Origin of the sequence: Sulfuriferula sp. GW1 (genome assembly GCF_047300855.1) — a bacterium.
Taxonomy (GTDB): domain Bacteria; phylum Pseudomonadota; class Gammaproteobacteria; order Burkholderiales; family Sulfuriferulaceae; genus Sulfuriferula.
This window is the reverse complement of record NZ_CP170197.1, coordinates 1,071,364-1,096,529: the sequence shown is the minus strand read 5'-3', so window position 1 is coordinate 1,096,529 and position 25,166 is coordinate 1,071,364. Positions and strand designations below refer to the sequence as shown.

General features: G+C 55.3%; 25 protein-coding genes and 1 tRNA gene. 4 read left to right on the top strand and 22 right to left on the bottom strand.

The window, feature by feature from the left end; genetic code table 11:
* Positions 1–2: 2 nt before the first annotated feature.
* The 20 genes from ACFDAU_RS05435 to tpiA form a co-directional block, all read right to left on the bottom strand.
* The gene (locus tag ACFDAU_RS05435) at positions 3–380 is read right to left on the bottom strand and encodes a four helix bundle protein (RefSeq protein ID WP_413438988.1); all 378 of its coding nucleotides are present in this window, start codon (positions 378–380) and stop codon (positions 3–5) included.
* Between the two features lie 71 nt (positions 381–451).
* Complete coding sequence (locus ACFDAU_RS05430) at positions 452–2,155, bottom strand: GspE/PulE family protein (protein WP_413438987.1); 1,704 nt, start codon at positions 2,153–2,155, stop codon at positions 452–454.
* A gap of 106 nt (positions 2,156–2,261) precedes the next feature.
* A complete protein-coding gene (locus ACFDAU_RS05425; protein ID WP_413438986.1) occupies positions 2,262–2,555 on the bottom strand; it encodes a DUF2818 family protein in 294 nt (97 codons plus the stop codon).
* Entirely contained in the window at positions 2,552–3,997 is a 1,446-nt protein-coding gene (gene nuoN / locus ACFDAU_RS05420; RefSeq protein WP_413438985.1) for an NADH-quinone oxidoreductase subunit NuoN, read from the bottom strand. Before nuoN ends, ACFDAU_RS05425 begins: the two co-directional genes overlap by 4 nt.
* Before the next feature lie 22 nt (positions 3,998–4,019).
* Positions 4,020–5,507: an NADH-quinone oxidoreductase subunit M gene (locus tag ACFDAU_RS05415; protein WP_413438984.1), complete on the bottom strand. Its 1,488-nt coding sequence runs from the start codon at positions 5,505–5,507 to the stop codon at positions 4,020–4,022.
* A 39-nt stretch (positions 5,508–5,546) separates the two neighbouring features.
* Positions 5,547–7,547: an NADH-quinone oxidoreductase subunit L gene (gene nuoL / locus ACFDAU_RS05410; RefSeq protein ID WP_413438983.1), complete on the bottom strand. Its 2,001-nt coding sequence runs from the start codon at positions 7,545–7,547 to the stop codon at positions 5,547–5,549.
* 33 nt (positions 7,548–7,580) lie between these two features.
* Complete coding sequence (nuoK, locus tag ACFDAU_RS05405; protein WP_124703479.1) at positions 7,581–7,886, bottom strand: NADH-quinone oxidoreductase subunit NuoK; 306 nt, start codon at positions 7,884–7,886, stop codon at positions 7,581–7,583.
* Between the two features lie 44 nt (positions 7,887–7,930).
* Positions 7,931–8,566 (bottom strand): NADH-quinone oxidoreductase subunit J, encoded by a 636-nt coding sequence (locus ACFDAU_RS05400; protein ID WP_413438982.1) that lies wholly within the window; start codon positions 8,564–8,566, stop codon positions 7,931–7,933.
* A 27-nt stretch (positions 8,567–8,593) separates the two neighbouring features.
* Positions 8,594–9,082: an NADH-quinone oxidoreductase subunit NuoI gene (gene nuoI / locus ACFDAU_RS05395; RefSeq protein WP_413438981.1), complete on the bottom strand. Its 489-nt coding sequence runs from the start codon at positions 9,080–9,082 to the stop codon at positions 8,594–8,596.
* A gap of 22 nt (positions 9,083–9,104) precedes the next feature.
* A complete protein-coding gene (nuoH, locus tag ACFDAU_RS05390) occupies positions 9,105–10,133 on the bottom strand; it encodes an NADH-quinone oxidoreductase subunit NuoH (RefSeq protein WP_413438980.1) in 1,029 nt (342 codons plus the stop codon).
* Position 10,134: 1 nt separating this feature from the next.
* A complete protein-coding gene (gene nuoG / locus ACFDAU_RS05385; RefSeq protein WP_413438979.1) occupies positions 10,135–12,489 on the bottom strand; it encodes an NADH-quinone oxidoreductase subunit NuoG in 2,355 nt (784 codons plus the stop codon).
* 365 nt (positions 12,490–12,854) lie between these two features.
* On the bottom strand, positions 12,855–14,141 hold the full coding sequence (nuoF, locus tag ACFDAU_RS05380) for an NADH-quinone oxidoreductase subunit NuoF (protein WP_413438978.1): 1,287 nt from the start codon (positions 14,139–14,141) through the stop codon (positions 12,855–12,857).
* A 1-nt stretch (position 14,142) separates the two neighbouring features.
* On the bottom strand, positions 14,143–14,616 hold the full coding sequence (nuoE, locus tag ACFDAU_RS05375; RefSeq protein WP_413438977.1) for an NADH-quinone oxidoreductase subunit NuoE: 474 nt from the start codon (positions 14,614–14,616) through the stop codon (positions 14,143–14,145).
* Positions 14,616–15,869: an NADH-quinone oxidoreductase subunit D gene (locus tag ACFDAU_RS05370; protein WP_413438976.1), complete on the bottom strand. Its 1,254-nt coding sequence runs from the start codon at positions 15,867–15,869 to the stop codon at positions 14,616–14,618. Before ACFDAU_RS05370 ends, nuoE begins: the two co-directional genes overlap by 1 nt.
* The gene (locus ACFDAU_RS05365; protein WP_413438975.1) at positions 15,869–16,468 is read right to left on the bottom strand and encodes an NADH-quinone oxidoreductase subunit C; all 600 of its coding nucleotides are present in this window, start codon (positions 16,466–16,468) and stop codon (positions 15,869–15,871) included. The genes ACFDAU_RS05370 and ACFDAU_RS05365 overlap by 1 nt, the downstream gene beginning before the upstream one ends.
* 18 nt (positions 16,469–16,486) lie before the next feature.
* A complete protein-coding gene (locus ACFDAU_RS05360) occupies positions 16,487–16,963 on the bottom strand; it encodes a NuoB/complex I 20 kDa subunit family protein (protein WP_124703488.1) in 477 nt (158 codons plus the stop codon).
* Positions 16,954–17,310 carry an NADH-quinone oxidoreductase subunit A gene (locus ACFDAU_RS05355; RefSeq protein ID WP_413438974.1) on the bottom strand — a complete coding sequence of 119 codons (357 nt, stop codon included), beginning with the start codon at positions 17,308–17,310 and terminating at the stop codon, positions 16,954–16,956. The genes ACFDAU_RS05360 and ACFDAU_RS05355 overlap by 10 nt, the downstream gene beginning before the upstream one ends.
* A 165-nt stretch (positions 17,311–17,475) precedes the next feature.
* Positions 17,476–17,561 (bottom strand) — tRNA-Leu (locus ACFDAU_RS05350).
* Positions 17,562–17,607: 46 nt separating this feature from the next.
* Positions 17,608–17,982 (bottom strand): preprotein translocase subunit SecG, encoded by a 375-nt coding sequence (gene secG / locus ACFDAU_RS05345; protein ID WP_413438973.1) that lies wholly within the window; start codon positions 17,980–17,982, stop codon positions 17,608–17,610.
* A gap of 10 nt (positions 17,983–17,992) precedes the next feature.
* Entirely contained in the window at positions 17,993–18,748 is a 756-nt protein-coding gene (gene tpiA, locus ACFDAU_RS05340) for a triose-phosphate isomerase (RefSeq protein WP_413438972.1), read from the bottom strand.
* Between the two features lie 224 nt (positions 18,749–18,972).
* On the opposite strand from tpiA, the gene pstS reads away from it, so the two are divergent.
* From pstS to pstB, 4 genes are all read left to right on the top strand, one after another.
* Positions 18,973–20,022 carry a phosphate ABC transporter substrate-binding protein PstS gene (gene pstS / locus ACFDAU_RS05335; RefSeq protein WP_413438971.1) on the top strand — a complete coding sequence of 350 codons (1,050 nt, stop codon included), beginning with the start codon at positions 18,973–18,975 and terminating at the stop codon, positions 20,020–20,022.
* A gap of 257 nt (positions 20,023–20,279) precedes the next feature.
* Positions 20,280–21,242, top strand: coding sequence for a phosphate ABC transporter permease subunit PstC (gene pstC, locus ACFDAU_RS05330; protein ID WP_413438970.1), 963 nt, complete (start codon positions 20,280–20,282; stop codon positions 21,240–21,242).
* 8 nt (positions 21,243–21,250) lie between these two features.
* Positions 21,251–22,096: a phosphate ABC transporter permease PstA gene (gene pstA, locus ACFDAU_RS05325; protein WP_413438969.1), complete on the top strand. Its 846-nt coding sequence runs from the start codon at positions 21,251–21,253 to the stop codon at positions 22,094–22,096.
* A 35-nt stretch (positions 22,097–22,131) separates the two neighbouring features.
* Positions 22,132–22,893 carry a phosphate ABC transporter ATP-binding protein PstB gene (gene pstB / locus ACFDAU_RS05320; RefSeq protein ID WP_223247619.1) on the top strand — a complete coding sequence of 254 codons (762 nt, stop codon included), beginning with the start codon at positions 22,132–22,134 and terminating at the stop codon, positions 22,891–22,893.
* A 74-nt stretch (positions 22,894–22,967) separates the two neighbouring features.
* Here pstB and glmM read toward each other — a convergent pair whose 3' ends face one another.
* Positions 22,968–24,323, bottom strand: a complete 1,356-nt coding sequence (gene glmM / locus ACFDAU_RS05315) for a phosphoglucosamine mutase (protein WP_413438968.1) — start codon at positions 24,321–24,323, stop codon at positions 22,968–22,970.
* Entirely contained in the window at positions 24,316–25,146 is an 831-nt protein-coding gene (gene folP / locus ACFDAU_RS05310) for a dihydropteroate synthase (protein ID WP_413439506.1), read from the bottom strand. The genes glmM and folP overlap by 8 nt, the downstream gene beginning before the upstream one ends.
* Positions 25,147–25,166: the final 20 nt, after the last annotated feature.

Below are 25,166 nucleotides of genomic sequence, written 5' to 3'. Positions count from 1 at the left end.
TTTCATTTCACGCTCTCTTTGGTTTTTGCAGTGCCTTTGACAGTGGCTATTGATTTTGAAAGTATCGCTTTTAGTTGAGCCGATTCACCTATGATCACCACTAGCGTTTCTCGAGGGAGCATCTCGGTTTTGGCCAACAAGCGCAGCCAATAGTTGGATTCGCGCAGCTCTTTCAACGCGATCTGTAATTTATGAGCGAAATCATTCTTCGATTCCGCACCTTGAGCTTCCTCAAAATTCGCGCCAACGGATGTGCCGCTTCGCAACAATTGATCACCAATCCGTCTGCCGGCAATCGTGGACGGCAGAGATTCAACCAGTTTGATGATGGTTGCTCCATACACTAACAATCGTTCATCCAGATCACGTTTCACTGCCATTTTTTGCGTTGCCTTTAGCTTTTAATTTTGCCTTTTAATTTTTGCCTTTTGCCTTTTGATTTCCATTCCCTCTAGTCTTCGAACTGATTGCTGATGCGCATGGCTTCAGCCACGGTGGTTCTTCCCGCACCCGCCAGCGCTACCGCATGCCGGCGCAGGGTTTGACCTGCCATTTGGGCGTTCGCCGCTTTCATGAAATGTACCGGGTCATGATGATTGGCAGCATCGGCTACCGCTTCGGTCATTTCCAGCATTTCGTACACACCTGTGCGGCCGCGGTAGCCGGTGCCGTTGCAATGCGCACAGCCGCGTCCATACGAATATTGGTGGTTATCCACGGTGTCGCCCAATTCCGCCTTCAACCATTCACGCTCAGTCGGCTTAAGCTCATACGGTTTGGCGCAGCTCTCGCAAATGACTCGCACCAGACGCTGGGCCAGAACGACCTGGATGGAAGTCGCGACCATATAACGCGGCACACCCATATCCAGCAAGCGCAGCGGGGTACTGGCCGCATCGTTGGTGTGCAATGTTGACAGCACCAGGTGACCGGTCATTGCGGCACGCATGCCGATCTGGGCAGTATCCTGGTCGCGCATCTCGCCTACCAGCACGATATCCGGATCCTGACGCAACGCGGAACGCAGAACCCTGGCAAAAGTCAGTTCGATTTTATCGTTGACCTGCACCTGGTTAATGCCTGGCAGGCGGTACTCAACCGGGTCTTCAACGGTAATCAGTTTTCTTTCCAGCGTATTCAGTTCGGCCAATGCACCGTACAGGGTGGTGGTTTTACCACTACCGGTAGGGCCGGTCACCAGCACCAGTCCATTCGGCCGCCGCAAAATGGCGCGGAATCTTTCCAGCATGTTGCCCGGCATGCCGATGGAATCCAGCTTGAGCGTTGCGCCACCCTGGTTCAATAAACGCATCACTACCGATTCGCCATACTGGGTGGGCATGGTTGAGATACGCACGTCGATCTGCTGCTGCTTGACCTTGATGGCGAAACGCCCGTCCTGGGGCAGACGCTTTTCCGAGATATCCAGGCCCGACATCAGCTTGAGCCGCAGCGCCAGCGCACTGGCAATCTTGATATCGGACTCGGTTTGCAGATGCAGCACACCGTCTATACGGAAGCGGATTTGCAGGCGTTCTTCCTGCGGTTCGATATGGATGTCGGATGCCCTGACCTGCGTCGCATCGTCAAACACCGATTGCAGAAGCTTGACTACCGGTGCCTCTTCCAGCCCGGCCGCAGCGCCCAGCGTACCGAAATCCACATAGCTGTCGCCCAGATCCTGTTCCAGCTCGCGGGCAAAATCGGTGATCTCTTCGGTCTTGCGGTAAATGCGGTCTATGGTTTGCAGCAGCTCGCCCTCGTTCACCACGGCGAGCTCGATATTCCTTTTCACGGAACGGGCAATCTCGTCGTAAGCGAACAGATCGGTAGGGTCTGCCAGGCCTAATAACAAGCTGCTGTCGCGATCTTCCAGAGCAATGGCGCGGAAACGGCGCGCCTGGGTTTCCGGCAGCAGGCGTACCGTATCGGGATTGAAGTTGTAATACTTGAGATCGATGTAGGGGATATTGAGCTGCTTGGCCAGCGCGCCGGAAATCTGGTCTTCGGTGACGAAGCCATTTTCGACAAAGAAACGGCCGAGCTTGCGTCCGCTGCGTTTTTGCTCGGTCAGTGCTAACTGGAGTTGCTCTTCAGACAGCAGCTTTTGCTGAACCAAAAGTTCGCCCAGACGAACTTTTTCCGGCCTGGCCATAGTGCTCCTTTATTAACTGCTTATTGATGTAACACCAAGTAACGGCCAGGAATGGTATTACTGTAGCAACAACCCTGCCTGAGTATTCAGGCGCTCCCTGGTTCTGCTAACGCCGCCACAAATAACGGTATACAAATCCGGGATAGGCCATCACCAGAAACAGGCAGGCGGTGACTGCATAAAATTCCCAGTTCTGGTGTTGCACCGGACCAATCCTGCGCTGCAGCATGTAAGCCACACCCCCCACCACAAAATACAGCACGATCAGTTCCAGCACGCGCCAACCCAGTGGTTTGTGGCTATCCTTGGGGGTGATGACGAAAAAGATGCGCTCCAGCAAAAACGGCAGGTTGGCTGCAACCAGTGCAGTCAACAGCAAGGCGGCAACAGCGGCATTCATAGTGATTTACCAATAGCGTAAGCGCACAGCGCCATCAGCGGCTGCGGCAAAATGCCAAGGGCCACCATGCCCAGCCCGTTGGCGCTCATCAAGACGCGCATGTCGCCCTGCGGTGCGATCGGGGTCATGTCATGCGGCTTGTCGAAATACATCAGTTTGACCACGCGCAAATAATAAAATGCGCCGATCAGCGAGAAAATAACCGCGACAACGGCCAGCCACGTATAACCGGCGTGAATCACCGCCTGCAGCACCGATAATTTGGCGTAGAAACCGATCGTGGGCGGAATGCCGGCCAGCGAGAACATGATGAGCAGCAGCATGAATGCAAACCATGGGCTACGCTGATTGAGCCCTTTGAGGTCGTCCAGCTTGTCGGCCTCGAAGCCTTTGCGCGACAGCAGCAGGATCATGCCGAACGAGCCCAGCCCCATGAACACATAGCTGATCATGTAGAACATGGCGGAGGTGTAGCCATTGATATCGGCGGCAAGCAGGCCGAGCAGCAGGAAGCCCATGTGCGAGATGGTGGAGTAAGCCAGCATGCGCTTGAAATTGGTCTGGGCAATGGCTGTGATATTGCCCACCGCCATGGACAATACCGCCATGATGACCAGCATCGATTGCCAGTCTGGAGACAACGATTGCAACCCTTGCGCCAGGATACGCAACACAAAACCCAGCGCGGCAATTTTACTGGCGGTGCCAATAAACAGCGTGACGGCCGTGGGTGCACCCTGGTACACGTCCGGAATCCACATATGGAACGGTGCCACGCCGAGCTTGAACGCCAGCCCTGCCACCATAAATACCAGACCAAACACCAGTACGGTGTTGCTACCCAGCCCCTGCTGCAATACGCCGGCAATTTTGGCGATCTCCAGGGTGCCTGTAGCGCCATATAGCATGGACATGCCGTACAGCAGCATGCCCGATGCCAGTGCCCCCAGCACAAAATATTTCATCGCCGCCTCAGCAGCCACGGCCGAGTCGCGCTGCAGCGCAACCAGCGCATACAGCGACAGGCTCAGCAGTTCCAGTCCCATGTATAAGGTCAGGAAATGACTGGCAGAAATCATCACCATCATGCCCAGCGTGGCGAACAGCATCAGCACGAAGAACTCGCCCTGGAACATGCCGCGCACCCGGATATATTCGCGCGAGTAAACCATGGTCACCGCAACGCTGAAATACACCACGAGTTTCAGCACATCGGCCAACATGTCGCTGACGAACATGCCATGCATGGCATAGATTGTCTCTCCAGTCGCACCGGAGAAAGTCAGCCAGCCGCAACCCAGCAATGCGGACAAGCTGAGAATGTAAGTAATGTAACGGTGTTCATCGCTGAGAAACAGGTCAAAAATCAGAATGAAGGAAACGGCCGCCAGCAGAAATATTTCCGGCAATAACGGCGTCAGATCGGTGAGGGCAAAATTCATCCGTAGTCCTTATCAATACAGCTTAGGGCAGTTTGCTCTGCGCCACATGGGCGAGCAGGTTATTCACCGAGGTGTGCATGACATCAGTGACCGGCTTGGGATAGACGCCCATTGCCAGCACCGCCAGCGCGAGTACAGCCATGAAACTGAATTCGCGCGGACCGATGTCCTGCATGTCTTCAACGTGAGGGTTGGTGATATTGCCGAACACCACGCGCTTGTACATCCACAATGTGTAGGCAGCCCCGGTAATCAATGTGGTTGCGGCCAGGAAGGCATACCAGAAATTGACCTTGATGGCGCTCAGGATGACCATGAATTCGCCGATGAAGCCGCTAGTGCCCGGCAGGCCGGCATTGGACATTGCAAACAGCATGAAGAACGCGGCGAATATCGGCATTTTTTTCGCCAGGCCGCCATAGTCGCTAATCTGGCGCGAATGCAGGCGGTCGTACATCACCCCCACGCACAGGAACATCGCGGCGGAAATGAAGCCGTGCGAGATCATCTGCACCAGACCGCCCTCCATGCCGAGGGTGTTGAACATGAAAAACCCCAGGGTGACGAAACCCATGTGCGCGATGGAAGAATAGGCAATCAGCTTTTTCATGTCGCTCTGCGCCAGCGCCACGAAGCTGATATACACCACCGCGATCAGCGAAATGGTGATGATGAAGCCGGATAGATAATGGCTGGCGTCCGGAGCAATCGGCAGATTAAAGCGCAGGAAACCGTAAGCGCCGATTTTCAGCGTAATCGCCGCCAGCACCACCGAACCGCCGGTCGGTGCTTCGACGTGTGCATCCGGCAGCCAGGTATGCACCGGCCACATCGGCACTTTCACTGCGAAGGACAGGAAGAAAGCGATGAAGATAAGGATCTGGGCGGTCATGCCGATGGGCAGGCGCTGATAATCCAGAATCTCGAAGCTGCCGCCGGACTGGAAATACAGGTAGATAAACGCCACCAGCATCAACAGCGAGCCCATCAGGGTGTACAGGAAAAACTTGACCGCTGCATACACCCGGTTCGGCCCTCCCCAGATGCCAATCACCAGGAACATGGGGATCAGCATGGCTTCGAAGAATACATAGAACAGCACCGCATCCATTGCCGCGAACACCCCGTTGATAAGGCCGGACATGATGAGGAAGGACGCCATGTATTGCGCAGTCTTGTTCTGGATGACCTGCCAGCCCGCAATCACCACCAGTACCGTGGTAAAGCTGTTGAGCAGCACGAAAGGCATGGCAATGCCGTCAACGCCGAGGTGATAGTGAATATTGAATGCCGGGATCCAGCGTGCCAGTTCGGTGAACTGCATGCTGGCGGAGAGCGCGTCAAACCGGGTGTAGAGCGGCAGCGTGACAGCAAAGCCCAGGATGGCGCCCAGCAGTGCAATCCAGCGCGCCAGCGGCGCATTGCGATCGGAACCCGTGGCGAGCACCAGCACGCCGGCAATGATCGGCACCCAAATGGACAGACTCAGTAGTGGGTATCCAGCTAGCATAAATTCCCTATTCCCTTGTATTTATTCATCACCTGAGTATCAGGCGGCACGTACAAACCAGGTCAGCAGCGCAAATACGCCAATAATCATGGCGAAAGCGTAATGGTAGATGTAGCCGGACTGGAAATTGCGGATTAGTCTGGAGAGCCATCCCACCACGCGTGCCGCACCGTTAACGAAGAAACCGTCAATCAGTTTCACATCGCCATAACGCCACAATATATTCCCCAGCTTGCGGGCACCGCCTGCGAAGAACCAGTCATTGAAAGTATCAAAGCCGTATTTGTTTTCCAGAATTGCATAAATCAGGCTGAAGCGCTGTTTGATTGCAGCAGGAATATCCGGACGTTTCATATAGAAGAGCCAGGACAGCGCAACCCCGGCAAACGCCAGCCAGAACGGCAGCGTGGTCAATGCATGCAGGGCCATCGCACCAGCACCGTGGAATTCATGTGCGAGCTCTTCCATGGCCGGATGCAAGTCATTGTTGATGAAAATCGCGCCCTTGAAGTAATCGCCAAACAGCATCGGCTGAATTGTAAAGTAACCGATAACCAGGGACGGTATCGCCAGCAGGATCAACGGCACTGTGACCACCCACGGTGATTCATGCGGCCTGCCGCCATGGCCGTGGCCGTGATCATCGTGGCCATGCGCGTGACTATCATGCACGGGAAAGCGCTCCTTGCCGTGGAATACCAGAAAATACAGGCGGAAAGAATAGAAAGCGGTGACAAACACACCTGCCACCACGGCAAAGTAGGCGAAGCCGGAACCAGGCAGATGCGACAGCCCCACCGCCTCGATGATGCTGTCCTTGGAATAGAAACCGGACAGGAACGGCGTGCCGATCAGTGCCAGCGAGCCGATCAGGAAGGTGATCCAGGTGATTGGCATGTACTTGCGCAGACCGCCCATGTTGCGGATATCCTGATCGTGATGCATGCCCATGATGACCGAGCCTGCCGCCAGGAACAGCAGCGCCTTGAAGAAGGCATGCGTCATCAGGTGGAACACCGCGACCGAATAGGCAGATGCACCCAGCGCCACCGTCATGTAGCCCAACTGCGACAAAGTGGAATACGCGATCACGCGCTTGATGTCATTCTGGATGATGCCAAGAAAGCCCATGAACAGCGCGGTAATCGCGCCGATCACCATCACCACCGACAGCGCGGTCTGGGACAACTCGAACAGCGGTGACATGCGCGCCACCATGAAGATGCCTGCCGTTACCATAGTCGCCGCATGAATCAGTGCGGAAATTGGCGTGGGGCCTTCCATCGAATCGGGCAGCCAGACGTGCAGCGGGAACTGCGCCGACTTGCCCATCGCACCGATGAACAGCAGGATACAGATCAAGGTCAGCAAGGACCATTCCTGCCCGGGGATGATGCTGATGGTGTGACTCGCCATGGCTGGCGCCTGGGCGAATACCGAGGCGTAATCAAGCGTGCCGAAGTAGGCCAGTACCAGGCCGATGCCGAGCAGGAAACCGAAATCGCCCACGCGGTTGACCAGAAATGCTTTCAGGTTGGCATAGATCGCAGTCGGCCTGGTGTGCCAGAAACCGATCAGCAGATACGACACCAGACCCACCGCTTCCCAGCCGAAGAACAACTGCAGGAAGTTATTGGCCATCACCAGCATCAGCATGGAGAAAGTGAACAGCGAGATGTAGCTGAAAAAACGCTGATAACCGGGGTCTTCCTGCATGTAGCCGATGGTATAGATATGCACCATCAGCGAAACGAAGGTCACCACCATCATCATCATGGTGGTGAGCGGGTCAATCAGGAAACCGATCTCGAAACGGATATTCCCGCTGGTCATCCAGGTGTAGACAGTGCCGTTGAATACATGCCCGGCCTGTACGTCCTGGAAGATGATCCAGGAAACCCAGCACGAAACCGCCACACCGGCGATGGTCACCAGGTGCGACAAGGTACGTCCGATAGCCCAGCCAAACAGGCCGGCGATAACCGATCCGACCAGCGGCGCCAGCGGCACCAGAAGATAGAGTTTTTGCATTTCCGTCATGGTTGGTTCCCGTCGGGTTCGCCGCAGCGCCCGTTAGCCTTTCAGATGATCCAGATCGTCCACATTGATGGTGTGCAGGTTACGGAACAACACCACCAGTATGGCCAGGCCAATAGCGGATTCCGCCGCTGCCACGGTAAGAATGAAGAACACGAAAATCTGTCCGGCGGTATCGCCCATATAGTGCGAGAAGGCAATGAAATTCATGTTAACAGCCAACAGCATGAGTTCGATCGCCATCAACAGGATGATGACGTTCTTGCGATTCAAAAATATGCCTAATATGCTGATGGCGAACAATATCGCGCCTAGCACCAGGTAATGCGAAAGTGACAACACCGGTATCCCCCTATGATTGCGGTGCCAGCTCTGAAGCCGGCGAATTATTTTTCAGGCTGCGAAATCTGTTCTGTCGATACTACTTTTTCAGATGCCATGGAAACCATGCGAATACGATCTGCACGCTTGATTTTCACCTGCTGTGCCGGATCCTGATATTTGGTGTGCTTGCGGCGGCGCATGGTGAGCGCAATGGCGGCAACTATCGCCACCAGCAGAATCACCGCAGCCAGCTCAAACGGGTACACGTAATCGGTGTAGAGCAAACGTCCCAGTTCCTTGGTGTTGCTGTAATTCGCGGCATGCGCAATCGGTGCGGGCACCGCACTCAGGCCGAACTGTTTACCGCCCAGCACGACGACCATTTCCAGTACCATCAGTGTTGCTACGATACCGGCCAGCGGCAGGTAATCCCAGAAACCTTCGCGCAGCTTGTCGAGGTTGATATCCAGCATCATCACCACGAACAGGAACAGCACCATCACCGCTCCCACGTATACCAGCACCAGGGTAATGGCGAGAAATTCCGCCTCCAGCATCAGCCAAAGGCCTGCCGCTGTAAAGAACGCCAGCACCAGGAACAGTGCCGCATGAACTGGGTTGCGCGCGGTAATGACACGCACACCGGCAAACAGCAATATCGCCGCAAAGAAATAGAAAACTGCAGTTTCAAAATTCATACTGATCCACTCGATTCTTGAACAGCATTAACGGTATGGGGCATCTGCGGCGCGTGCTGCGGCGATTTGCGCTTCGTGCTTGTCGCCTACGGCGAGCAGCATTTCCTTGGTGTAATAGAGATCGCCGCGTTTCTCTCCGTGGTATTCGAGAATGTGGGTTTCCACAATCGAATCCACCGGACAGGATTCTTCACAGAATCCACAGAAAATGCATTTGGTCAGATCGATGTCATAGCGCGTCGTGCGGCGCGTGCCATCGTCGCGCTTTTCGGATTCGATGGTAATTGCCAGGGCCGGGCATACCGCTTCGCACAATTTGCAGGCAATGCAGCGTTCCTCGCCATTCGGATAGCGGCGCAACGCATGCAAGCCACGGAAGCGCGGCGACATCGGCGTTTTTTCTTCGGGGAACTGCACCGTAATCTTGCGCGCAAACAGATGCCGCCCGGTCAGAGCCATGCCGCGCAACAGCTCGGTGAGCAGCATGCTCGAAAAGAAGTGTTTAATCGCTTTCATCAAATTACTCCATCATTCCACATTAGTGGAACAGGTAACCGTAGCGGGTTTGCATCATGCCCCCCACGAACAGCAACCAGATCAGGGTGACTGGAATGAACACCTTCCAGCCCAGGCGCATGATCTGATCGTAGCGATAGCGCGGAAATGTGGCCCGGAACCACAGGAACAGGAACAGCACAAAACCCACTTTCAACATCAGCCAGACGAAGGCCGGTATCCAGGTGAACGGCGCTATGTCAAACAGCGGATTCCAGCCTCCCAGGAACATCAACGCAACCAGCGTTGCAATCAAAATCATGTTGGCATATTCCGCCAGGAAAAATACCGCAAACGCCATGCCGGAATATTCCACATGAAAGCCGGCCACGATCTCGGATTCACCTTCAGCCACGTCAAACGGGGCGCGGTTGGTTTCCGCCACGCCGGCAATCAGGTACACAATGAACATCGGGAACAGCGGTAGCCAGTACCAGCTGAACACCCCGCCTGCCTGTCCTTTCACGATATCGATCAGATTCAGGCTTTGCGAAGCCATTAACACACCCACCAACGCAAAGCCCATGGCGATTTCGTAAGACACGATTTGCGCGGCGGAACGCAGGCTGCCGAGGAATGCGTATTTTGAGTTGGATGCCCAACCCGCAATGATGACGCCGTACACACCCATGGAAGTGATTGCCATGATGTAGAGCAGGCCCGCATCCACGTTGGCCAGTACCAGTTCCGGGGTGAACGGAATCACCGCCCAGGCAGCCAGCGCCGGGGCAATCGTCAGCACCGGTGCCAGCACGAACAGAAATTTGTTGGAACCGCTGGGGATGATGATTTCTTTCATCATCAGCTTGAGTCCGTCGGCGATCGGTTGCAGCAAGCCCTTGAAGCCCACCCGGTTGGGGCCGATACGTACCTGCATGTAGCCGATCACCTTGCGCTCGGCGTAAGTGAGGTAAGCCACTGCAATCATCAACGGTCCGACAATGGCAATGATCTTGGCCAGTGACCACACTGCTGGCCAGGTGAATCCGAACAGGTTTTGCAAGAATTCCATGTTATGCACGCTCCACGGAGACTTCACCCAGCATCGCGCCCAGCGTGGCAGTCAGCGGGTGCGCGGCAGCTAGCCGCACACAATGATCGGGCAGGCGGTCATCTGCCAGGGCTCGCACCACAGCTCGCGCTTCACCTTGACGCACCGTCACCATAGCGCCATCGGCAACACCCAGGCGCGCCAGCAAGGCGGAATGCATGGACGCATTAGGCAATGCTGCGGCGCGCGTGTTATGCAGCGAAGCAGCACGACGCACAATTGCATCGGCCTGGTACATCGGCACTTCGCCCACACGAGTCAAGGCGTCAGTAATGGCAGCCGATTGCAGTACCGGTCCGGACAAACTGTTGTTGAGCACGCCTGCAGCCAGACCATTACTGCCCAGCGCATCCTGACGCACAGCTTCACTGGTGTCGTAGTCGAAACCTTTTACGCCAAGCATGGTGCCCAGCACGCGCAACACCTTCCATGCCGGGCGTGTTTCACCTAACGGTTTGACCGTGCCGTTGAAGCTTTGCACGCGACCTTCAGTGCTGATGAAAGTACCTGAAGTTTCACTGAACGGTGCAATGGGCAGCAACACATCTGCGTATTCCAGCGCGCTGTGTTTGTAAGCGCTCATCGCCACCACCATGTCAGCCGACTGCAATGCGTGCATGGCTGTGGCCGGATCATTGCAATCCAGCTCCGGTTCTGCACCCAGCAACAGATAAGCCTTGCGCGGCGTCGCCATCATGGCGGCCGCATTCATGCCTGTCTTCAGACCGGATTTGGATGGCACCGCGCCGGCAATGTAAGCGCCCACGCTGTTGGCTGACTCGCCCAGACAACCAAAATTTGCACCAGCAAGCCGTGCGATCACTTCGGCCAGTGAGTACAGGTCCGCATACTGGGGATGATGCTGCGCCAAATTGCCGAGGAATACCGCACGCCGCTCGGCACCTGTCAGGCTGGCCGCGATGGACCGAGCCGTAGCGCCGACCGTGACATCCGCCAACACCGCCTTGATGGCTGCAGGCAATTCAGTCTGCGTGGCCTCAGCCAATGCCAGTGCAATTTGCGCAAGGGTATTGACCATGGCTTGCGGAGCGACAATGGCTTTATTGGCAAGCTTGGTGAGCAGATCATCGTCCACCGGATTCACCAGATTGAGTTGCGCGCCGTGCTTCACGGCCTGACGCAGACGATGCGCGAGCAGGGGATGGTCATTGCGCAATGTGCTGCCTATCACCAGTACCCGCTGCAGCTTGCTGATATCTGCAACCGCCATGCCCAGCCAGGGTGCTCCTTGCAGGCTGGCATCCAGCCTGAAATCGGCCTGTGCCAGACGGCTATCCACGTTACCGGTACCCAGGCCGCGCATCAGCTTTTGCAGCAGGTAAAGTTCTTCAACGGTCTGGTGCGGCGTAGCCAGCGCACCGATGCTGTCGGCACCGTGTTGCTCGCGAATCTGCTTGAGGCCGTTGGCGACATATTCCAGTGCCGTCTGCCAATCCACTTCCAGCCATTTCCCATCCTGCTTGAGCATCGGACGGGTAAGGCGCTGTTCGGAATTCAGGCCCTCATAGGCGAAGCGATCCTTGTCGGACAGCCAGCATTCGTTGACCGCCTCGTTTTCCAATGGCAGCACGCGCATCACGCGGTTATTCTTGACTTGCACAATCAGATTGCTGCCCAGGCCATCGTGCGGACTCACCGATTTGCGCCGCGACAGCTCCCAGCTGCGCGCGGTATAACGGAACGGCTTGCTGGTCAACGCGCCGACCGGGCACAGATCGATGATGTTGCCGGACAGTTCGGAATCGATGGTCTTGCTGATGAACGGCATGATCTCGGAATGTTCGCCGCGACCCACCTGCCCCATTTCCATGATGCCGGCAATTTCCTGGCCGAAACGCACGCAGCGCGTGCAATGGATGCAGCGCGTCATGTCGGTGGCAACCAGCGGACCCAGATCTTTTTCCTTCACCACGCGCTTTGCTTCCTGGTAGCGCGAACTGCTGCCGCCGTAGCCGACCGCCAGATCCTGCAAGCTGCATTCGCCGCCCTGATCGCAAATCGGGCAATCCAGCGGATGATTGATCAGCAGAAATTCCATCACGCCCTTCTGCGCCTTGACGGCGTAGTCGGATTTGGTGAATACCTTCATCCCGTCGGTGATCGGCGTGGCGCAGGCCGGCAGCGGCTTGGCGGCCTTTTCCACCTGCACCAGGCACATGCGGCAGTTGGCCGCAATGGAGAGTTTCTTGTGATAGCAGAAATGCGGGATATAAATCCCGATCTGCGCTGCGGCTTCCATGATGGTGCCGCCCGCCGTCATCTGTATCTTGTTGCCGTCAATTTCGATCTCTAGCATCTGCTTCACCTAAGGGCTCGTTCATGCATAACTTGGACTTACGCTGGGGACATTTTGGGATGCAGCCCAAGGCGCGAGACGCGCGGTTGTGTCATTCACAACAGGGCGGGCGCGGACACGTTCGCGGCGCAGCCGCCCGTTTGCGGGAAGCGCCCGCGAGGCCTGCTCCCGCAAGCGGCCGCTGCGCGGTAACGAGTCGCAGGCCTCCTCGCAACGCCGGGATGCGCCCAAAACGGCCCCAGCCCGGAGGGTTGCCGTGTATTCGGGCGTCTGCGGCGTTGCAAAGCTTGCGAATGGAACAACCATTCGCTGCGCTTTGCGTCTTGCATCCATCCCGAATACACGGCAACGTAAGCCCAAGTTATTCATGAACGAGCCCCAACCATACATTTGCCATGTTCGATATGGTGCTCGAACTCATGGCGATAGTGTTTGAGCATTGCCTGCACCGGCATCGCTGCCGCATCTCCCAGACCGCAGATGGTGCGGCCGCCGATGTTGTGAGCGACATCGCTCAACAAATCGAGGTCTTCCGGCCGGCCTTGACCATGCTCGATGCGGTGAATCACCCGATATAGCCAGCCGGTACCCTCGCGGCATGGAGTGCACTGTCCGCAGGATTCTTCAAAATAAAAGTAGGATAGGCGTTCCAGCGCTTTCACCATGCACACTGTCTCGTCCATGATAATGACCGAGCCTGCACCCAGCGCCGAACCGGCTTTGGCGATGGAGTCGTAATCCATGGTGCACTGCATCATGATCTCGGCGGGCAGCACCGGGGTGGAAGAACCACCAGGAATGCAGGCCTTGAAGGTATGTCCATCCCTAATGCCGCCTGCCATTTCCAGCAACTCGGCAAAAGGCGTCCCCATTGGCACTTCAAAATTTCCCGGGCGATTCACGTGCCCGGATACCGAGAAAAGTTTGGTGCCACCGTTATTGGGCTTGCCCAACTCCAGAAATTTCTGCCCCCCTTCTCGAATGATGTAGGGGATGCTGGCGAAAGTTTCCGTGTTGTTGATCGTGGTAGGCTTGCCATACAGGCCGAAACTGGCCGGAAATGGCGGCTTGAAACGTGGCTGACCCTTCTTGCCCTCGATGGATTCGAGGAGTGCCGTTTCCTCACCGCAAATATAGGCGCCATAGCCATGGTGGTTGAACAGGTGAAAACTGAAGTCCGTGCCGCAAATGTTGTCACCCAGGAAGCCTGCTGCCTTCGCTTCTTCAACCGCGGCTTCCATGCGTTCGTAGGTTTCCCATATTTCGCCGTGGATATAGTTGTAACCGCGTCTGGTACCCAGGGTATAGGCGGCAATCGCCATCCCTTCAATCAGCGCATGCGGGTTCAACTGCATGATGTCGCGATCCTTGAAGGTACCGGGTTCGCCCTCGTCGGAATTGCACACCAGATATTTGTCGCCATCGAAATGACGCGGCATGAAGCTCCACTTCAGACCGGTCGGGAAGCCTGCGCCGCCCCGGCCACGCAATGCGGATTTTTTGACCTCGGCAATGATGGTCTCAGCCGAAGTTTTTTCGCTCAGAATTTTGCGCAATGCTGCATAACCGCCATTGGCTACATAGGTAGACAGCTTCCACGATTCGGGAAGATGTACCGTATTGAATATGACTTCTCCGCCTTTGATCACCATGTTATTTCAGCTCTTCGAGGATGCTGTCCACTTTCTCGGGCGTGAGAAAGCCTTCCATGCGGTGGTTGTTGATCATGCACAGCGGCGCATCGCCGCAGGCACCCATGCATTCACCCTCCTTCAGGGTAAAGCGATTGTCTTCGGAAGTTTCGCCAAAACCGCATCCCAGCTTCTCTTTCAAGTGCTCGGCAATTTCCGGCGCACCCATCAGCGCGCAGGATATATTGGTGCACAGGGTGATCTTGTGCCTGCCCAAAGGCGCAGTGTTGTACATGTTGTAGAACGTCGCCACTTCATAGACTGCGATGGCCGGCATACCCAGGTAATCAGCAACAAAATCCATGGTTTCGGTGGACAGCCAGCCTTTTTCCACCTGGGCAATACGCAGCGCCGACATGACTGCGGACTGGCGCTGATTAGCCGGGTATTTGGCAATTTCGTAATCGATCTGGGCGATGGAATCTGGGCTCAGCATTATCGGTCAATCTCCCCAAACACTATGTCTTGCGTGCCAATAATGGCAACCACGTCGGCAATCATATGACCGCGCGCCATCTCATCCAGAGCCGCCAGATGCGGGTAACCCGGTGCGCGGATTTTCAGGCGGTAAGGTTTGTTTGCGCCGTCTGACACCAGATAAATCCCGAACTCGCCCTTGGGGTGTTCAACTGCCGCATAAGCTTCGCCTTCCGGCACATGCATACCCTCGGTGAACAGCTTGAAATGATGGATCAACTCTTCCATGTTCTGTTTCATGTCCACCCGTGACGGCGGGGCAACTTTGTGATTGTCGGTGATCACCGGGCCAGGGTTCTTGCGCAACCAGTCCACACATTGCTTGACGATACGGTTGCTTTGCCGCATTTCTTCCATGCGCACCAGATAACGGTCATAGCAGTCGCCGTTCACGCCCACCGGGATGTCGAATTCCATGCGGTCGTAGACTTCGTAGGGCTGTTTCTTGCGCAGATCCCATTCAATTCCTGAGCCGCGCAGCATGGGGCCGCTGAAACCCAGCGCCAGCGCGCGTTCCGGAGATACCACGCCGATGCCGACGGTACGCTGCTTCCAGATACGATTGTCGGTAAGCAGGGTTTCGTATTCGTCCACATAGGTTGGAAAACGTCGTGCGAAGTCTTCGATAAAATCGAGTACGGAGCCCTGACGATTGCTATTCATGTCGCGAATCGCAGCTGCATTGTGAATCTTGGACGCCTGGTACTGCGGCATCGTGTCGGGCAGGTCGCGGTAAACGCCGCCGGGACGATAATAGGCCGCATGCATGCGCGCGCCGGAAACGGCTTCGTACACATCCATCAAGTCTTCGCGTTCGCGGAATGCATACAGGAACACGGTCATTGCGCCGATATCCAGCGCATGTGCACCCAACCACAGCAGGTGGTTGAGAATGCGGGTGAGCTCGTCGAACAATACGCGGATATATTGCGCGCGCTCCGGCACGGTGATGCCCATCAGTTTTTCGATGGCCATGACATAAGCATGCTCGTTGCTCATCATGGACACATAGTCCAGGCGGTCCATATAGGGCAGCGACTGGATGAAGGTCTTGTTTTCGGCGAGCTTTTCGGTGGCGCGATGCAGCAGACCGATATGCGGATCGGCACGTTCAATCACCTCGCCATCCAGCTCGAGCACCAGACGCAGCACGCCGTGCGCCGCCGGGTGCTGCGGCCCGAAGTTCATGGTGTAATTTCTGATTTCAGCCATCAGGCGCGTTCTCCGTAGTTCTCTTCACGCACAATGCGGGGCGTTACCTCGCGCGGGTCTATGCTCACCGGCTGGTAAATCACGCGCTGCTGTTCCGGGTCGTAACGCATTTCCACGTTGCCGGACAACGGAAAATCCTTGCGAAACGGGTGGCCGACAAACCCGTAGTCGGTCAGAATACGGCGCAGGTCCGGGTGACCATCGAATACAATTCCGAACAGGTCGAACGCCTCGCGCTCAAACCAGTTGGCGGCAGGCCATACCTTGACCAGGGAAGGCACTACCGGGAAATCATCCTCGGTTGCAAACGCGCGCACACGCACACGCCGATTCTTGCTGATGGAGAGCAGGTGATACACCACGGCAAAACGCTGACCTTCCCAGGCACCCTCGCGATAGGCGGAATAATCCATTCCGCACAGGTCGATCAATTGCTCAAAACGCAGACCGGCATGGTCGCGCAGCGTCGTCATAACTTCGGTAAGGTCGCGTGCGCGCACTTCGATGGTCAGTTCGCCCAGCGCATCCCGCTGCCGAACGAGCTTGGTGCCCAATGCGGTGATCAGGGTAACAGACAGGCTTTCCAGTGACGGATTCATGGCTTCTCGCTCTACCGGTTAACGCGCGATGGTGTTGGTGCGCTTGATTTTGTTCTGCAACTGGATAATGCCGTATAGCAGCGCTTCGGCAGTCGGCGGGCAGCCCGGCACATACACATCCACCGGTACGATGCGGTCGCAACCGCGTACCACGGAGTACGAGTAATGATAATAGCCGCCCCCATTGGCGCAGGAACCCATGGAAATCACCCAGCGCGGCTCGGCCATCTGGTCATACACTTTGCGTAGCGCCGGCGCCATTTTGTTGCATAGCGTACCCGCCACTATCATGACGTCGGACTGGCGCGGACTGGGGCGAAACACGATGCCAAAACGATCCAGATCATAGCGCGATGCGCCGGCCTGCATCATTTCCACGGCACAGCAGGCCAGACCAAAGGTCATCGGCCATAGTGAACCGGTACGAGTCCAGTTAATCAGCTTGTCGGCCGTGGTGGTGACGAAGCCTTTCTCCAAAACGCCTTCTATTCCCATTCCAGCGCCCCTTTCATCCACTCGTACACAAAGCCAACGACAAGAATTCCCAGGAAAATCACCATGGCAAGGAAACCGACCATACCGATTTCCTCGAGCACGATCGCCCACGGAAACAGGAAGGCGATTTCCAGATCAAACAAAATGAACAGAATGGCAACAAGGTAATAACGCACGTCGAATTTCATGCGCGCATCCTCGAATGCCTCAAAGCCACACTCGTATGGCGAAAGTTTTTCACTGTCCGGATGATTGGGAGCCAGCAGCCAGCCAATAACCATCGGCCCTACGCCGACAGCGAGACCAATCAGCACGAACAATAAAACAGGAAAATAATTTTCTAGCATGCATCCGCTCCAAAGCCGTACGCAACCCGACTCCGGGAAGCGTGCACAGCGTTTCAGTTTAGTTGCGCGAAAAGCGTCGTGTCAAGCTGAAAATCAATTGTTTTTATCAAAACAATCAATCAGTTACACAATCATCAAAGCTGATTGCGTCATAATCCGAATTTATGGTGCCGACGGCGAGACTCGAACTCGCACAGCTTTACGCCACTACCCCCTCAAGATAGCGTGTCTACCAATTTCACCACGTCGGCGTATTGACAGGACGGATTGATAATCCGCCCCAATGGCAACTCCCGATTACTTGGGAATTTCCCCGGCTTTTGACCCGGCATTGCCTGGAACTACATTACCTGAAGGCTGAGCTGGCGTGGGTACACGAGCAGGTGCCGCAGGCTGAACTTGTATTTTTTGCTGGCCTTGCATGACGCCGACAGTCTTGGGCTGATGACCAGAGAGATAGGTTAATCCCAGACTGGTCAGAAAAAAGGTGGTGGCAAGCACGGCCGTAGCCCGGCTCAAAAAATTGGCCGAACCCGTAGAACCGAACAGGCTGCCCGAAGCACCGCTGCCGAATGCGGCACCCATATCAGCGCCTTTGCCCTGCTGCAATAGCACCAGCACAATCACTGACACTGCCGCCAGCACATGAAAAACCAAAATTACTGTTTCCAAATCGATATCCTTAGCCTTGTGCCGCCCGGCAAATGGCGATGAACTCATCGGCCACCAGCGACGCGCCGCCTATCAACCCACCATCGATATCCGGTTGGGCAAACAATTCTGCCGCATTGGCGGCTTTTACGCTACCGCCATATTGAATTACCAATGATGCCGCAACATCCTTATCCAGCACAGCCAGCTTGGCACGGATAAATGCATGCATGGCCTGCGCCTGCTGCGGGCTGGCCGTCTTACCCGTACCTATCGCCCATACCGGCTCATAGGCTACGACTGCACGCCCTATGCCCTCGATACCCGACACTGCCAATACCGCGTCCAGCTGACGACCGATAACCGCTTCGGTCACACCCGCCTCGCGTTCTTCCAGGGTTTCGCCCACACACAGGATGGGAATCAAACCTGCAGCCTGTGCCGCAGCGAACTTGGCTGCAACGGACGCATCGTCTTCGCCATAAAGCGCACGTCGCTCCGAGTGGCCGATGATGACGTAGCTACAACCAAAATCCAGCAGCATGGAGGCAGAAACCTCGCCGGTATAAGCGCCTTTCGCATGATTGCTTACATTTTGCGCGCCCCACGCCAGCGTGCTGCCAGACAATACCGACTGCACCTGCGCCAGATACGGGAACGGTGCACAGACTATGCAGCCAGCTGTACTCGCTTGCCCCAATTCAAGCACCAGGGCTTCAAGTAATACCTTGTTCTCCGCCAGACTACCGTGCATTTTCCAGTTGCCTGCGACCAGTTTTTTGCGCATCGCTTAACCCGACCCATAGAAAGCCGCAAATAGTACACACAACACCAAGGTCTGGTCAATGTTTAACCGGTCATTTACCCTTTTGCTTAACCATATCGTCATAATTCTGTAATATTCCAACCTTACCATTAGCGTCTCGGCCCAGGGCTTGAGATGCTGAAGCTCCTTAAACCGATTTCCTTCACACGCACAGGCAGGAACATACATTTTTATTTTTTATGCACATGAAAAAAACTGCCATACGCGGACTTGCAACCGTAATGATTCTGGGTGCTGGCTGGGCTTTTTCGGCACCTGCGCTCGCTAGCGAAATTACTGGCGCGGGCGCTACTTTCCCATATCCGATTTACGCAAAATGGGCGGAGGCATACAAAGCCAAAACCGGGATCAGTTTGAACTATCAGTCAATCGGTTCTGGTGGCGGTATCAAACAAATCAAAGCCAAAACTGTAGATTTCGGCGCTTCCGACATGCCTCTCAAACCCGAAGTGCTTGAAAAAGACGGCCTGATGCAATTCCCTACTGTGGTCGGCGGGGTGGTGCCCGTGATTAACCTGCATGGCTTGGCAGCCGGCACTATTCGACTGAATGGCACGGTACTGGCAGACATTTTCTTGGGAAAAATCAGGAAATGGAATGACCCGGCTATTGCAGTCCTGAATAAAGGGGTGCGCCTGCCCGCGTCTTCGATTACCGTTGTGCATCGTTCCGATGGCTCAGGCACCACTTTTATCTTTACCAACTACCTGGCAAAAGTCAGTCCGGAATGGAAAGTCAAAGTCGGTAATGACACTTCCGTCGCCTGGCCGGCCGGCGTCGGCGGCAAAGGCAACGAAGGCGTAGCTTCATTCGTACAGCGCATCCAGGGCTCAATTGGTTACGTGGAGTACGCTTATGCCAAACAGAACAAGATTCCTTACGCGCTCATGCAGAATAAGGATGGTGTCTTTGTCGCGCCGGAAGCAAATGCCTTCAAGGCTGCAGCGGCAGGTGCAGATTGGCAGCATGCGCCAGGGTTTTACGAAATCCTGACCAATGAACCCGGCAAAGCGAGCTGGCCGATTACTGGCGCCACTTTCATCCTGATGCATAAAGTGCAGAGCAAGCCGGCAACCGGCAAAGAAGTGTTGAGTTTCTTTGACTGGGCATACGCCAACGGCGATGAAATGGCATTGAGCCTGGATTATGTACCGCTACCAAGCAGCGTGACGAAAATCATTGCCAACGCCTGGAAAATCCAGATTAAGGACACCGGCGGCAAGACGATCTGGTAACACTGGCTGTTTGCTTACCTGCCAGGACAAACCCCGGCAATACACTATTGCCGGGGTTTATTTAACCGAAGGGTTCCCATGAATAGACAGGATCACTGGTACGGAACCAATTGGACGGAAAACAATATTGCATAGAATTCATACGGCACACCAACGCATTTTTTCAAGAATCATGAGTATCCGCGATGAAATATGATTTTTTAAAGATGCCGACATCTCTTGGTAATCATGACAATAACCGACCCGGCACGAATCACATGAGTAATCCGCTATCCACTCATCGCACTCGCCGTTTCAAATGGCAGGACAGGATATTCCGCGGCGCCACGCGGGTTTTTGCATTTCTTGTGCTGGCCCTGCTTGTTGGCATTCTGGCCTCTCTGATAATAGGCAGCATGCCCGCCATCCACAAGTTCGGATTTGGATTCCTGACCAATGACTCCTGGAACCCGGTCACCGAAAAATTCGGCGCGCTGGTGCCAATCTATGGCACCTTGGTGACCTCAATCATCGCATTATTGATTGGGGTACCGGTCAGCTTTGGCATCGCAGTTTTCTTGACGGAATTATCACCCAAGTGGCTGAAGCGCCCATTGGGTATTGCAATTGAATTACTGGCAGGCATACCCAGCATTATTTACGGCATGTGGGGACTGTTCGTATTCGCTCCCTTGTTCGCCGAACATGTCCAGCCCTGGCTGATTGACAAGCTGGGTCCGTTACCCATATTGGGGCCGCTGTTTCAAGGGGCACCGATGGGTATCGGCATGCTGACTGCCGGTTTGATTCTGGCCTTGATGGTGGTACCGTTTATTGCTTCTGTCATGCGCGACGTATTTGAAATCGTGCCGCCCTTGCTCAAGGAATCTGCATACGGCCTGGGCGCAACCACTTGGGAAGTGGTGTGGAATATTGTCCTTCCCTATACCAAAATCGGCGTCGTGGGCAGCATCATGCTCGGCCTCGGACGCGCTCTGGGTGAAACCATGGCCATCACGTTCGTGATAGGCAATGCGCATCAGCTCAGCACATCACTGATGATGCCTGGCAACACCATATCCTCGGCACTCGCCAACGAATTTACCGAGGCGGATGGCAAGCTCTACACCGCTGCCCTGATCGAACTCGGGCTCATTCTCTTCTTCATCACTTTTGTTGTGCTGGCCTTGTCCAAACTGCTGCTGCTTCAATTGGGCAAGCACGAAGGCAAAAAAAGCTAGGAGCTTGCATGTTTTCCCTCTACGCACGACGGCAATTTGCCAACAAGTTTAATCTGGTTGCCTCGCTCGCAACCATGCTGATCGGCCTGTCGGCGCTGGCCTGGATACTATGGACATTACTGACCTACGGTCTGGGCGGCGTGAGTCTGGAAATGTTTACCAAATCCACTCCGCCGCCAGGCAGTACTGGCGGCCTTCTCAACGCCATTGTAGGCAGCCTGATAATGACTGTCATCGCCACCCTGGTGGGCACCCCTATCGGGATACTGGCGGGCACCTACCTGGCAGAATTTGGGCAGCGTGGCTGGCTGGCGCCGACCACCCGCTTTATCAACGACATCCTTCTATCTGCACCGTCCATCGTAATCGGTTTGTTTGTGTATGAAGTGTACGTGGTCAGTACGGGGCATTTTTCGGGTTGGGCCGGCGCATTTGCGCTCTCCCTGATAGTCATACCGGTGGTGGTTCGCACCACCGAAAACATGCTCAAACTGGTTCCCAACAGTTTGCGGGAAGCCGCGGCCGCACTCGGCGCTCCGCACTGGAAAGTAGTGACCATGGTCACTTGGCGCGCCTCCAAAGCCGGGATTTTGACCGGTATTTTGCTGGCGATTGCACGTATCAGCGGCGAGACTGCGCCCTTGTTGTTCACAGCTCTGAACAATCAGTTCTGGAGTACCGATATCAACGCGCCAATGGCCAACTTGCCGGTGGTAATCTTTCAAATGGCAATGAGCCCATACGATGATTGGCACAAACTGGCGTGGGCGGGAGCCCTGCTCATTACTACTGCTGTGCTCGGCCTCAGTGTTGCCGCTCGCATTCTGTTCCGCCAGCAATCTTCATCCTATTAAGTCCTACACACGGAACCCCCTACATGAGTCAGAGCATGGATCACAACGCAAAAATCAGCCTGCGCAATCTGAATTTCTACTATGGCAAGTCGCATGCCCTGAAAAACATCAACCTGGATATCCCGGACCGTCAAGTCACTGCCTTTATCGGCCCTTCCGGCTGCGGCAAATCCACGCTGCTGCGCACCATGAACCGCATGTATGACCTGTACCCCGGACAGCGTGCCGAAGGCGAAATCTTGCTGGACGGGCAAAACATCCTGGAAAAGGGTGCTGATCTCAACAAACTGCGTGCCAGGGTCGGCATGGTATTCCAGAAACCCACCCCCTTCCCCATGTCGATTTACGACAACATCGCGTTCGGTATCAAACTGTATGAGAGCATGGGGCGCTCTGACATGGACGAACGTGTGGAATGGGCGTTGAAAAAAGCCGCACTGTGGAACGAGGTGAAGGATATCCTGAATCGTAGCGGCAATAGTCTGTCAGGAGGCCAGCAACAACGCCTGTGCATCGCGCGCGGCATTGCGGTCAAACCGGAAGTATTGCTGCTGGATGAACCTGCTTCGGCGCTCGACCCGATTTCCACCGCACGTATCGAAGAATTGATCCACGAACTCAAGACCGACTACACCATCGCTATCGTCACCCACAACATGCAGCAGGCGGCGCGGGTTTCCGACTTCACCGCCTACATGTACCTGGGAGAAATGATTGAATTCGGCAAGACCGATCTGGTGTTCACCAATCCAAAACAGAAAGCCACAGAAGATTACATTACCGGGAAATTTGGCTGACCCGATCTGTTAATACCCTTATTAAATTAAAAAAGCCGCAATTGCGGCTTTTTTAATACGCGGCCAACCCCTGTTCAAGGTGCGGCCTGACGCACCGCCTGCGCAATATGTTCAGCCTGTAGCCTGGACTGATCCGGGCAAGTACTTTCAACCATTACGCGAATCAACGGCTCGGTACCCGATGCACGCAGCACGATGCGGCCATCCTTGCCCAAAGCGCTTTCGGCATCGTCGCATGCCTGCCGCACTGCGGCATGCTCAAGGTCGAAGCCTTTGGCAACCCGCACGTTCAGCAGCACTTGCGGATATAGCTTGAGATCCGCGGTGTATTCACCCAACGACGTTCCGCTGTCGCGCAACGCATGGAGTACTTGTAGCGCTGAAATGATACCGTCGCCGGTGGTGTGCTTGTCCAGGCACAACACATGACCCGATGTCTCTCCACCCAATTGCCAGCCTTTTTGCTGCAGCAATTCCAGTACGTAACGGTCACCCACCTTGGCCCGGGCGAACGGGATATTCAAGCGTCCCAGAGCGTGCTCCATACCCAGGTTGGTCATCAAGGTGCCAACCACACCGCCCTTCAGGGAACCCCCTTCTGAACGGTGCCTGGCAATTGCGTAGACCAGCTGATCGCCATCGAAAATCGTGCCGTCGGCATCCGCCATCATCAGGCGGTCTCCATCGCCATCCAGTGCAATGCCAAAATCGGCACGATGGCGGCGCACCGCAGTGTTCATCGCTGTGGTGTGAGTCGCCCCGCAATCGCGGTTAATATTGAAACCATCCGGGTGATTACCGATGGGAATCACCTCCGCACCCAGTTCATGCAACACATGCGGGGCAACATGGTAAGTTGCACCGTGTGCGCAGTCCAGCACGATACGCAGGCCACGCAGATCTCGATCAAACGGAAAAGTACTCTTGCAAAACTCGATATAGCGTGCGGCAGCATCTTCAATACGCTTGACTCGCCCCAACCCTCTGGAAGGCATGGTTTCCATCGGCTCATCCACCAGCGCTTCAATGGCCAGTTCGGTGGCATCCGGCAGTTTGGCGCCAGTTGCGGAAAAAAACTTGATGCCGTTGTCTTCGAACGGGTTATGCGAGGCGGAAATCACCACGCCCGCCTGAAGACGTAGCGCACGGGTCAGATAAGCCACCGCCGGGGTCGGCATTGGGCCCACCAGACGCACATCCACACCGGCGGCGCACAGACCGGCTTGCAGGGCGGCTTCGAGCATGTATCCGGAAATGCGCGTATCTTTACCGATCAAGACTACCGGGTTTTCGCCAGCAGCCAAACCCGAGGTATCGGAAGCCAGAACTTTGCCTGCCGCAAAGCCCAAACGCATGACGAAGTCCGGGGTTATCGGGTTATCTCCGACCCGGCCGCGTACACCATCCGTACCAAAATATTTTCTACTCATCGCATTCCTCCACAGCCTGAATTATTTTCAATGCATCCTGACATGCAGCAACATCGTGGACACGCAGAATGCGTGCACCGCGCATGACGGCTAATACCTGAGCGGCCAGACCGGCATATTCACGCTGCCCTACTGCTCGCCCGGTAACCTTGCCGAGCATGGTTTTGCGCGAAATTCCCGCCAGTACCGGCACTCCCAGTTCAGTAATACGGTCAAGATGGTGTAAAAGTTTAAGATTATGTGTCAGCGATTTACCAAAACCAAAGCCCGGATCCACCACGATACGCTCGCGCGCAATGCCCGCATCCATCGCCACAGTCATACGCTCGGCAAGAAAATCAGTGACCTCGACTACTACATCGCCATAGCTCGGATTGTTTTGCATGGCTTGCGGCTCGCCTTGTTTGTGCATCAGACACACCGCAGTTTCGCCCGATGCGACAGCCTGCAACGCCCCGTGCGCCTGGAGAGCATCAATATCATTAATCATGTGTGCGCCTGCCGCAATCGCGGCAACCATGATTTCGGGTTTACGCGTATCCACTGACAGAACTGCTCCGCAACCTTGCAATGCACTTAGCAACGGCAACACCCGGTCCATCTCCTGCTGCAATGGTACCCACTGGGCTCCGGGACGGGTAGATTCACCCCCGATATCGATTATCGCAGCGCCCTCCGCGATTAACTGATGAGCATGCTCTACCGCATGAGCAATGTGCGTGTACCGGCCACCATCCGAAAATGAATCGGGGGTGACATTGAGAATCCCCATGATACGGGGAGTGGACACATCGAGTTGGATATTGCCGCAGCGCAAAATCATCGCGAACAAAATAAAAAAGC

What these genes read in the sequence shown, in the direction of transcription:
- ACFDAU_RS05435 (WP_413438988.1), bottom strand. Translation starts at nt 380, where the DNA reads ATGGCAGTGAAACGTGATCTGGATGAACGATTGTTAGTGTATGGAGCA.
- ACFDAU_RS05430 (WP_413438987.1), bottom strand. Translation starts at nt 2,155, where the DNA reads ATGGCCAGGCCGGAAAAAGTTCGTCTGGGCGAACTTTTGGTTCAGCAA.
- ACFDAU_RS05425 (WP_413438986.1), bottom strand. Translation starts at nt 2,555, where the DNA reads ATGAATGCCGCTGTTGCCGCCTTGCTGTTGACTGCACTGGTTGCAGCC.
- nuoN (WP_413438985.1), bottom strand. Translation starts at nt 3,997, where the DNA reads ATGAATTTTGCCCTCACCGATCTGACGCCGTTATTGCCGGAAATATTT.
- ACFDAU_RS05415 (WP_413438984.1), bottom strand. Translation starts at nt 5,507, where the DNA reads ATGCTAGCTGGATACCCACTACTGAGTCTGTCCATTTGGGTGCCGATC.
- nuoL (WP_413438983.1), bottom strand. Translation starts at nt 7,547, where the DNA reads ATGACGGAAATGCAAAAACTCTATCTTCTGGTGCCGCTGGCGCCGCTG.
- ACFDAU_RS05400 (WP_413438982.1), bottom strand. Translation starts at nt 8,566, where the DNA reads ATGAATTTTGAAACTGCAGTTTTCTATTTCTTTGCGGCGATATTGCTG.
- nuoI (WP_413438981.1), bottom strand. Translation starts at nt 9,082, where the DNA reads ATGAAAGCGATTAAACACTTCTTTTCGAGCATGCTGCTCACCGAGCTG.
- nuoH (WP_413438980.1), bottom strand. Translation starts at nt 10,133, where the DNA reads ATGGAATTCTTGCAAAACCTGTTCGGATTCACCTGGCCAGCAGTGTGG.
- nuoG (WP_413438979.1), bottom strand. Translation starts at nt 12,489, where the DNA reads ATGCTAGAGATCGAAATTGACGGCAACAAGATACAGATGACGGCGGGC.
- nuoF (WP_413438978.1), bottom strand. Translation starts at nt 14,141, where the DNA reads ATGGTGATCAAAGGCGGAGAAGTCATATTCAATACGGTACATCTTCCC.
- nuoE (WP_413438977.1), bottom strand. Translation starts at nt 14,616, where the DNA reads ATGCTGAGCCCAGATTCCATCGCCCAGATCGATTACGAAATTGCCAAA.
- ACFDAU_RS05370 (WP_413438976.1), bottom strand. Translation starts at nt 15,869, where the DNA reads ATGGCTGAAATCAGAAATTACACCATGAACTTCGGGCCGCAGCACCCG.
- ACFDAU_RS05365 (WP_413438975.1), bottom strand. Translation starts at nt 16,468, where the DNA reads ATGAATCCGTCACTGGAAAGCCTGTCTGTTACCCTGATCACCGCATTG.
- ACFDAU_RS05360 (WP_124703488.1), bottom strand. Translation starts at nt 16,963, where the DNA reads ATGGGAATAGAAGGCGTTTTGGAGAAAGGCTTCGTCACCACCACGGCC.
- ACFDAU_RS05355 (WP_413438974.1), bottom strand. Translation starts at nt 17,310, where the DNA reads ATGCTAGAAAATTATTTTCCTGTTTTATTGTTCGTGCTGATTGGTCTC.
- tpiA (WP_413438972.1), bottom strand. Translation starts at nt 18,748, where the DNA reads ATGCGCAAAAAACTGGTCGCAGGCAACTGGAAAATGCACGGTAGTCTG.
- pstS (WP_413438971.1), top strand. Translation starts at nt 18,973, where the DNA reads ATGAAAAAAACTGCCATACGCGGACTTGCAACCGTAATGATTCTGGGT.
- pstC (WP_413438970.1), top strand. Translation starts at nt 20,280, where the DNA reads ATGAGTAATCCGCTATCCACTCATCGCACTCGCCGTTTCAAATGGCAG.
- pstA (WP_413438969.1), top strand. Translation starts at nt 21,251, where the DNA reads ATGTTTTCCCTCTACGCACGACGGCAATTTGCCAACAAGTTTAATCTG.
- pstB (WP_223247619.1), top strand. Translation starts at nt 22,132, where the DNA reads ATGGATCACAACGCAAAAATCAGCCTGCGCAATCTGAATTTCTACTAT.
- glmM (WP_413438968.1), bottom strand. Translation starts at nt 24,323, where the DNA reads ATGAGTAGAAAATATTTTGGTACGGATGGTGTACGCGGCCGGGTCGGA.
- folP (WP_413439506.1), bottom strand. Translation starts at nt 25,146, where the DNA reads ATGATTTTGCGCTGCGGCAATATCCAACTCGATGTGTCCACTCCCCGT.